Source organism: Psychrobacter sp. Pi2-1, from assembly GCF_904846645.1.
Classification (GTDB): Bacteria; Pseudomonadota; Gammaproteobacteria; order Pseudomonadales; family Moraxellaceae; genus Psychrobacter.
Genome location: NZ_CAJHBO010000017.1, coordinates 58,986 through 66,623, shown reverse-complemented (window position 1 = coordinate 66,623; position 7,638 = coordinate 58,986). Strand labels below are relative to the sequence as shown.

General features: G+C 40.1%; 8 protein-coding genes. 5 read left to right on the top strand and 3 right to left on the bottom strand.

Annotated elements, in window-relative coordinates; translation table 11 throughout:
- Window positions 1-1,170: 1,170 nt before the first annotated feature.
- The 4 genes from JMX91_RS10210 to JMX91_RS10195 all read left to right on the top strand — a co-directional run bounded on the left by JMX91_RS10210 (window position 1,171) and on the right by JMX91_RS10195 (window position 4,339).
- A complete protein-coding gene (locus tag JMX91_RS10210) occupies window positions 1,171-2,679 on the top strand; it encodes a cytochrome ubiquinol oxidase subunit I (protein WP_227679373.1) in 1,509 nt (502 codons plus the stop codon).
- Window positions 2,679-3,695 carry a cytochrome d ubiquinol oxidase subunit II gene (gene cydB / locus JMX91_RS10205; protein ID WP_201548949.1) on the top strand — a complete coding sequence of 339 codons (1,017 nt, stop codon included), beginning with the start codon at window positions 2,679-2,681 and terminating at the stop codon, window positions 3,693-3,695. The genes JMX91_RS10210 and cydB overlap by 1 nt, the downstream gene beginning before the upstream one ends.
- 98 nt (window positions 3,696-3,793) lie before the next feature.
- Window positions 3,794-3,910: a DUF2474 domain-containing protein gene (locus JMX91_RS10200; RefSeq protein WP_201548947.1), complete on the top strand. Its 117-nt coding sequence runs from the start codon at window positions 3,794-3,796 to the stop codon at window positions 3,908-3,910.
- 45 nt (window positions 3,911-3,955) lie between these two features.
- Window positions 3,956-4,339 carry a rhodanese-like domain-containing protein gene (locus JMX91_RS10195; protein WP_201548945.1) on the top strand — a complete coding sequence of 128 codons (384 nt, stop codon included), beginning with the start codon at window positions 3,956-3,958 and terminating at the stop codon, window positions 4,337-4,339.
- 303 nt (window positions 4,340-4,642) lie between these two features.
- Here JMX91_RS10195 and JMX91_RS10190 read toward each other — a convergent pair whose 3' ends face one another.
- The 3 genes from JMX91_RS10190 to JMX91_RS10180 form a co-directional block, all read right to left on the bottom strand.
- Entirely contained in the window at window positions 4,643-5,392 is a 750-nt protein-coding gene (locus JMX91_RS10190; RefSeq protein ID WP_201548943.1) for an MBL fold metallo-hydrolase, read from the bottom strand.
- A 98-nt stretch (window positions 5,393-5,490) separates the two neighbouring features.
- Window positions 5,491-6,036: a rhodanese-like domain-containing protein gene (locus JMX91_RS10185; protein WP_201548942.1), complete on the bottom strand. Its 546-nt coding sequence runs from the start codon at window positions 6,034-6,036 to the stop codon at window positions 5,491-5,493.
- Between the two features lie 169 nt (window positions 6,037-6,205).
- Window positions 6,206-6,898, bottom strand: coding sequence for a peroxiredoxin (locus JMX91_RS10180; protein WP_201548941.1), 693 nt, complete (start codon window positions 6,896-6,898; stop codon window positions 6,206-6,208).
- Window positions 6,899-7,142: 244 nt separating this feature from the next.
- Between JMX91_RS10180 and JMX91_RS10175 the strand changes: the two genes are divergently transcribed.
- Window positions 7,143-7,607 (top strand): hypothetical protein, encoded by a 465-nt coding sequence (locus JMX91_RS10175; RefSeq protein ID WP_201548940.1) that lies wholly within the window; start codon window positions 7,143-7,145, stop codon window positions 7,605-7,607.
- The last annotated feature ends 31 nt before the right edge of the window (window positions 7,608-7,638 follow it).

The following is a 7,638-nucleotide window of genomic DNA, read 5'->3' as shown; positions in this document are numbered from 1 at the left end:
GCTATTTTCTTAACGGCTTCTGCTTTAAATTCGTCACTGTAGGTTCTTACTTTCTTGGTCATGGTAAACTCCAGTTAATACGCTTAGTTTACCAAGTTTAGTTGTACGGTTTCTTCAGCATAGCTCATACGGGATTGACAACATGGATCAAATAAGCATTAGCATTAAGATTGACTAAGTCAGGGATACACTTCTGGTCATCACGACTGTTAGTTGTTACTTTGTTGTACTACGCCAAACACCTTGCAGCTCATGCTGTGTCATTCATCACTCTACCGTCCAACGAGCAACCTATAACCCAACCCTTCTTATCTCCTGCCAAATACGCTTAATCTCACGAATATAGGACTCATAGTACTAACTTCGTAATGAGCGCTTTTCAAAACAATTTCCCAAGTCTTTAGCACAGTAGTAATTTGATGAGGCAATCAGCACTACTCGACAGATTGGCTCGATCCCATGATCATTTTTGTAGTCATCGATAAACTGACTAGGGCGTATCTTCAATTCACTCAATAGTCATCTCAATGTGCTGAAAGAGCCGTATCTTTGTGTATGACTTAATTCACTTGTTTAAGCTCTTTAATACACTGCCCCTATCTTCGTGCTTACACATTTTCAGGTATGTTTTTATCTATATGCTTTTTATCCCATTATTTTAGATCTTCAAGCCTGCAGACAGTGGTTGCAGGCTTTGACGCTATCGCTCAGATGGCTAACCTTGTGAATGTAAAGAAGTAATCGTCTAACGTTTTAATCAGCATATGAACGACACGTTCTTTTGTCTAAAGCATAGTAACTGACTGACTAAATATAATTAATATATATTTTTGTATACTATACAATAGTATATCGTGTATTATTACTACAGATTTATTTAAATATATTACTAATAACTATCAACAAGAACAGTTGAATATTAATTATCTTTTTGATCTTTATTTCATAGTATTTTTTATATCATCGATAATTATCTAACGACTACTATATATAGCAATCCATTCGTATAACAGATAGATGACTGTTAATTTTTAAGAGCTTATATTGATAATTTTAGCTAAATAACTATTGGCTATTACCCGTAATATTTTTTACTTTTATGGACGAACAGTTGCTTAAACATATCATGGAAGGTTGCGCCACTCAGTTAATAAACAAAGGTAACCATTTATGTTCGCTGCATTTGTGATCGATCAGATGGATGCGTTGATGCTCGCACGTATCCAATTTGCTTTTGTCATTTCATGGCATATTGTTTTCCCCGCTTTTTCTATCGGACTTGCCAGTTTTTTAACGGTACTAGAGTTTCGTTGGCTTAGAACGGGTAACCCTATCTATGCTGAAGTCTATAAGCATTGGGTCAAGATCTTTGCTGTAGTCTTTGGTCTTGGTGTCGTATCAGGCGTTGTAATGTCCTATCAGTTCGGCACTAACTGGGCGGTGTTCTCAGATAAAGCCGGTAACGTCATAGGTCCATTATTAGCTTATGAAGTATTGACGGCGTTTTTCTTAGAAGCGTCCTTCTTAGGTATCATGCTCTTTGGTTGGGGCCGCGTTAGCAAACGTATGCACTTTGCCTCAACTGCGATTGTCGCTATTGGTACACTGATATCAGCTACTTGGATTTTGTCAGCTAATAGCTTTATGCAAACGCCACAAGGTTTTATGATAGGCGCTGATGGTCTTCTCTATCCTACCAATTGGCTTGAGATTATATTTAACCCCTCCTTCCCCTACCGTTTTGCACATATGGTAACGGCTGCCTACTTAACGACTGCTTTTGTCATCGGCGGCGTTGGCGCTTATTATATTCAATCAAAAAAACACACTGAAAATCGCAAGCACGGTCAAGTCATGCTCGGTATGGCGATGATTATGGCTATCTTTGTTGCGCCAGCTCAAGTGTTGATCGGTGATGAGCATGGTCTAAACACTTTAGAGCATCAGCCAGCTAAAGTTGCCGCGATGGAAGGTATTTGGGAAGATGAGCGCGGTGCAGCTTTACGTCTATTCGCTATCCCAGATCAAGAAAATCAGACTAATAATTACGAAGTAAGTATTCCCTATGTCTCAGGGTTAATTCTGACTCATTCATTAGATGGTGAGGTCAAAGGACTTAAAAATTGGGCACCAGAAGATCAGCCACCTGTCGCCATTGTATTTTGGGCATTCCGGATTATGGTTGCTATTGGTACCTTGATGGTACTTGTCGGCCTGTTCAGTATCTATAAATACTTCAAAAAACAACATTACAACCCTGAAAGCAAATGGTTTCACCGGGCATGGATGGTCATGACCCCGATGGGTTTTATTGCAGTGCTTTCAGGTTGGTTCGTTACTGAAGTAGGACGCCAGCCTTGGACTGTATATGGTGTCATTCGTACCGCTGAGAGTATTTCACCAGTAGCTGCTCAACAAGTCGCCACTACCTTGATTGGCTTTATCGTACTATATATCTTTGTCTTTGGCGCGGGTAGCTTCTACATTCTAAAGTTGATCTCTAAAGGCCCACAACCTTATGAAGATCCTGCGGAAGATAATTTCTATGAGCACTCTGTGACTGAAGGTCAGGGTCGTACATTAAGTGGAGATAGTAACCCTACTGAAAATCTCAAACGTGATAATACAGAGGACTTGGATACGCCTGCAAACGATAAAGATGATGAGGGGTTACGCTAATGTTTAACTTTGGTGATGTATTAGATTTACCTCTAATTTGGGGCGGTTTAGTTGCCTTATCTGTCTTCATATACGTTTTGCTTGATGGTTTTGATTTGGGCTGTGGTATTTTATTTCCTTTTGCTGGCTCTGACAAAAATCGTAGCCGCATCATGAACTCTATTGCTCCATTTTGGGATGGTAACGAGACGTGGCTCGTACTTGGTGGCGGCGGTTTATTTGCCGCATTCCCTGTCGCTTATGGCATTGTTATGAGTGGCTTGTACCTACCAGTTATCTTTATGCTATTCGGTCTAATTATGCGCGGTGTCGCATTTGAGTTTCGATTTAAATCCTCGACACGTCGTCATGTATGGGACAGTTTTTTCTTTGTGGGTTCGGTGTTAGCGACTTTTTGTCAAGGGCTTATGTTGGGCGCTTTAATACAAGGCCTAGAATCTAGCGATCGTTTGTACAGTGGTGGTCCATTCGACTGGTTAACACCTTTCTCTATCGTCTGCGGCTTTGCGATGATTATTGGTTATGCCTTACTTGGCTCTACATGGCTAATCATTAAGACAGAACACCACTTACAAGTATGGGCGCGTAAAGTTTCAGAGTGGCTGCTTTTTGCTTTGGTCGCAGCGATGATAGTGGTAACGGTGTTTATGTACCTCTCAGATATCGTAGCCATCGAAAGCTGGTTCAGTTTACCAGGTATCCTCTACTTAGCTCCGATGCCAATCATTGTGATATTGCTCTTCTTTTTGATGCGTAAAGACTTGACAGGTGAGCGAGAGTACCGTCCCTTTCTACTAACGGTCGCGTTATTTCTGATGGGTTATGTCGGTGTTTGTTTTGCTATTTTCCCTTACATTGTTCCCTATCAGATGACTATTTATGAAGCCGCGGCGGCGGATACGTCGTTATCCTTTATGCTCGTTGGTGCGGTTATCATGCTACCGATTATCCTAAGTTATACTGCTTTTGCCTATTACACCTTTAAGGGAAAAACAGATCATGAGCATATGTATTAATAATAGATAATCATGACTATCAATAGCTGACAGTTGCTGTAAGTCATTACAGCAACTAAGCCTAACAAGCTGATTAATACGCTAACTAGGAAGTCGTTATGAAAAATTTTAGTAAAAAAGAAACACAATGGGCATGGTTCATTGGATTGTATATAGCAGGGTTTTTGACTATTTTTATTATTGCGCAATTAATCAAGCTGGCTATGGGCTTGTAATTACTTTAAACATATGACTGAACTCACTTATTCTAAGGCATTAATATGAAAACTTCACATGACTTGGTTAGCGCTGCGAAAGCGAAAATTACTGAAATACCTATAGCACAGGCTCAAGTTGCTTGTTATAAAGCAGATATCATTATTGATGTCAGAGAGCCTGCTGAGTATGCTGCGGGCCATATCAAAGGTGCAGTATCAGTACCTCGTGGCATACTAGAATTTAGAATTTCTGACCTGCCAGCTATTAAGGGTGCTGATACTGAAATCCTACTATATTGTCAAAGCAGTGGACGCGCAGCGCTAGCAGCTCAGTCACTAGCAGAACTTGGCTATACGCAAGTGGCCTCAATTGCTGGTGGTTATGAGGCATGTCTTGAAACGGACATACCAATAACTATGGCAAATGAAGGTATTGATTTTTATTAGCTACTTATTTTCAATAGGAACGTATTGTGTATGCGATTAGGTGGGTCGACTGATATGTTAGGTCTAATGGTTGGTTTAACTGCTTCTAGCACTGACCATGACTTAAATCTAACTGTTTTAAAACTTTAGGCCATTATCAGTTTATTGTGCGACAGGGGTTGTTATGAGTAGCATGCGATGATTAACGGTTCTAGTCTATTCATCCGTACATCAAAAAATTTTAATGCTCTACTTATATATAGGTAAAGGTATTAAAACGCTTAACTACAAAAAGCGCTTAATACCTCTCTAAAATAAGACCTATTAGCCTTGAGGGCTTTGAGCCATCTGACGACAGTATGCTGCTAGGTTATCAGGTAAGTCATTTGGACAGACACCGCACTGCTGATTGCCAGGTACTGCATGATCTATAAATTTGGGATATGGCAGATTTAAGTTATTCATAATAACTCTAAATTCCTCGAGAGTTGTATCACCACCAAGCCTTGGATTGCGCTTTTTTTCCTGAGCGATTGAAGAGACAAAGCGTTCTTTATAGTCATGTGCAGGGTAAACTAGCGTCTCATCTGGTAAAGAAAATAGCTTTTGACGCACAGAGTGGTACAATGCATCGGAATCACCATGCTGAAAGTCAGTTCGTCCACACCCTTCAATGAGAAGAGCATCACCAGTAAATACGCGCTCATTGAAGAGATAAGCAAAATGTCCTGCGGTATGACCTGGTGTATGCAATGGGTGCAAAGTAATACCAGCAACCTGAAACGGTATACCTTCTTCTAGCCCAACATCCGCACATGCCAGTCGGTCGTAGGCAGGTGCAGCGATCTTACTACCAACGGCCCGCTTCATCTCCAAAGCTGCCGTGATGTGATCCGCATGAATATGTGTATCAATAGTATAAGCTAGAGTCAGACCCAATCTGTGTATCTCAGCTAAGTCGCGATCCATCGTCGCAATGACAGGATCGATTAGTACTGCCTGTCCTGTATTGACGTCTCCTATAAGATAGGTATAAGTACTAGAAAGTGGCTCATATAGTTGTCGAAATATCATAATAAAACCTCGTTCAGTGATTTAATATTAACAGTAGTAGAAGTCATTCAACATAAATGCCGTGCTAATAACCATCTATATATAGCACTTAGCAAGGATCAAGGTTTACTAATCTTGTTTGCATTAATCATTGACGACCAAGGTAAACCAGCATTTTGCCAACCGTTCACTACACGAAATCCCTTCATCTTACCCTCTTTTACTGTGCTTCCCTGAAAGCCGTGATCAATATATTTTACGTTTGAAAACCCTTGCGAAAGTAGATAATCTGCACTTGGTTTACCACGTTCTGAGCCAGAACGGCACATCGTCACAATGAGAGAATCCTTATCAAGTCCTTTAGCTTCTAGTGCCTTTTCAATCTCATTGACAAATTCTGGATTACTTTGCATAGCAAAGCTGCCTTTACTTTCATTGAACTGAGTGCGATTAGCTACCTTAAAAGGGATATTAATATCCACAGCATCCGTAAAGCCAACAAACATGATTTCTATAGGGTCTCTTATATCAACAAATAACAACTCATCAGGATGCTCCTGCACAAAGCTCCAGACCTCCTGTGGTGGCACAGATAACGCATCTTCCGCGCTGGCAGAAAAAATCATACCAAACATAAGGAATAACGACAAAATAATGGTTTTCATGCTCTCTCCATAGATACATACGAGTCTTTTATGCCAGCTGGTTGACGCTAAAACCCACTTTTGGCGGCATAAATATAGGTAATGGTATTTGAGAAAGCCAAGGCATATTAGTTAATTAATAAGGCTTAACTTTCTCAAAATTAATCGCTAATTCACAAATTCATATTTGTTACAGTGACTTCTTACTAAAATACCAATCCTTATACTCATAGCCTTCGTCAGCACGTCTTTCAGCTTCTGCAGCGGTACGAGGTGACGGCACAATTACCTGATCACCCACTTTCCAGTTTTCTGGAGTAGCAACTTTGTTGCCATCACTGGTTTGCAACGCATCAAGTAAACGCAAGAACTCATCAACGGAGCGGCCATTACTCATTGGGTAATAGACCATCGCTCTTAATATACCTTCAGGGTCAATGATAAAAGTGGCACGTACTGCTGAGGTATCACTGGCACCGGGCTGAATCATGCCATAGGACTTTGCAACCTGCATCGACAAATCAGCAATAATAGGAAAGGTAATCTCTACATCAAAATTTTCTTTGATGTTACGCATCCAAGCAATATGCGAATGCACACTATCAATAGATAATCCTAGCAATTCACAGTTTCTAGCACGAAAATCTTCAGCTTTATTAGCAAAGGCTATGAACTCCGTAGTACATACAGGCGTAAAATCTGCTGGATGAGAAAATAGTACTAACCATTTACCTTTGTAGTCAGCTAATGACTTCATACCATCAGTGGTTAACGCATTGAAGTCTGGTGAGGGTTGGTTGAGTTGAGGGAATTGAATGACGTTAGTTGGTTCCATGTCATCTTGGCATGAACAGTTTTCGCGTGAATGTTGACGGTTTCTCATTTGTTTATCCTTAGTTAGATAGTTATTAAATCATTGCAACGATGCAATAGATTAAATATAGCATAGTAATATACTAAAAAATATTATATAGTTTAATATAACTATTAGTTTTTCTAAATTTACCTTGTAACTTATTATCTAATAGCATGTCTTAAACTTATATGATTAAAATTACTATCCAGCGGCTGTTCGCCATATAAACAAATATAGCAGCCGATAACTTCGTGAGAAACTGAGAGATATTATGAAACGAATCTTTATTCCTATCCTTACTGCAGTTGCCACTTTTTTAGCAGTTAGTTCTGCTTCTGCTGAAGAAACTCGTCATATCAAGATAGCAAAACCATCGTTATTGGTTATTGTCACATCGGACGATGCTCAGGTACAGCTAATGTCCATGGTGCTCACCATGCAATCAGCGAAGCAAGGAGCAGAAACCAACGTATTGCTCTGCGGTGCAGCTGGTGACATGGCACTACGTGATGCGCCTAGTAGTGTCATTACAGGGCAACCGCCAATGAATATGAGTGCACAAGGGTTAATGAAGACAGTTATGGAAAAAACCAAAACTACAGTCGAAGTTTGTGCCATTTATCTTCCGGGTAAAGGGCTTGATAAGTCTGCGCTAATTGATGGTGTTGCCGTAGCAGACCCCGCAGCCATTGCTAAATTGATGGTTGATAAAGATACAAAAATAGCCAGTTTTTAATGCTGCTTTTAATGAAAAAGCAGTAGCTTAA

Bases quoted from the DNA above. Each gene is read 5' to 3' on its own strand.
- JMX91_RS10210 (WP_227679373.1), top strand. From the start codon at position 1,171: ATGTTCGCTGCATTTGTGATCGATCAGATGGATGCGTTGATGCTCGCA.
- cydB (WP_201548949.1), top strand. From the start codon at position 2,679: ATGTTTAACTTTGGTGATGTATTAGATTTACCTCTAATTTGGGGCGGT.
- JMX91_RS10200 (WP_201548947.1), top strand. From the start codon at position 3,794: ATGAAAAATTTTAGTAAAAAAGAAACACAATGGGCATGGTTCATTGGA.
- JMX91_RS10195 (WP_201548945.1), top strand. From the start codon at position 3,956: ATGAAAACTTCACATGACTTGGTTAGCGCTGCGAAAGCGAAAATTACT.
- JMX91_RS10190 (WP_201548943.1), bottom strand. From the start codon at position 5,392: ATGATATTTCGACAACTATATGAGCCACTTTCTAGTACTTATACCTAT.
- JMX91_RS10185 (WP_201548942.1), bottom strand. From the start codon at position 6,036: ATGAAAACCATTATTTTGTCGTTATTCCTTATGTTTGGTATGATTTTT.
- JMX91_RS10180 (WP_201548941.1), bottom strand. From the start codon at position 6,898: ATGAGAAACCGTCAACATTCACGCGAAAACTGTTCATGCCAAGATGAC.
- JMX91_RS10175 (WP_201548940.1), top strand. From the start codon at position 7,143: ATGAAACGAATCTTTATTCCTATCCTTACTGCAGTTGCCACTTTTTTA.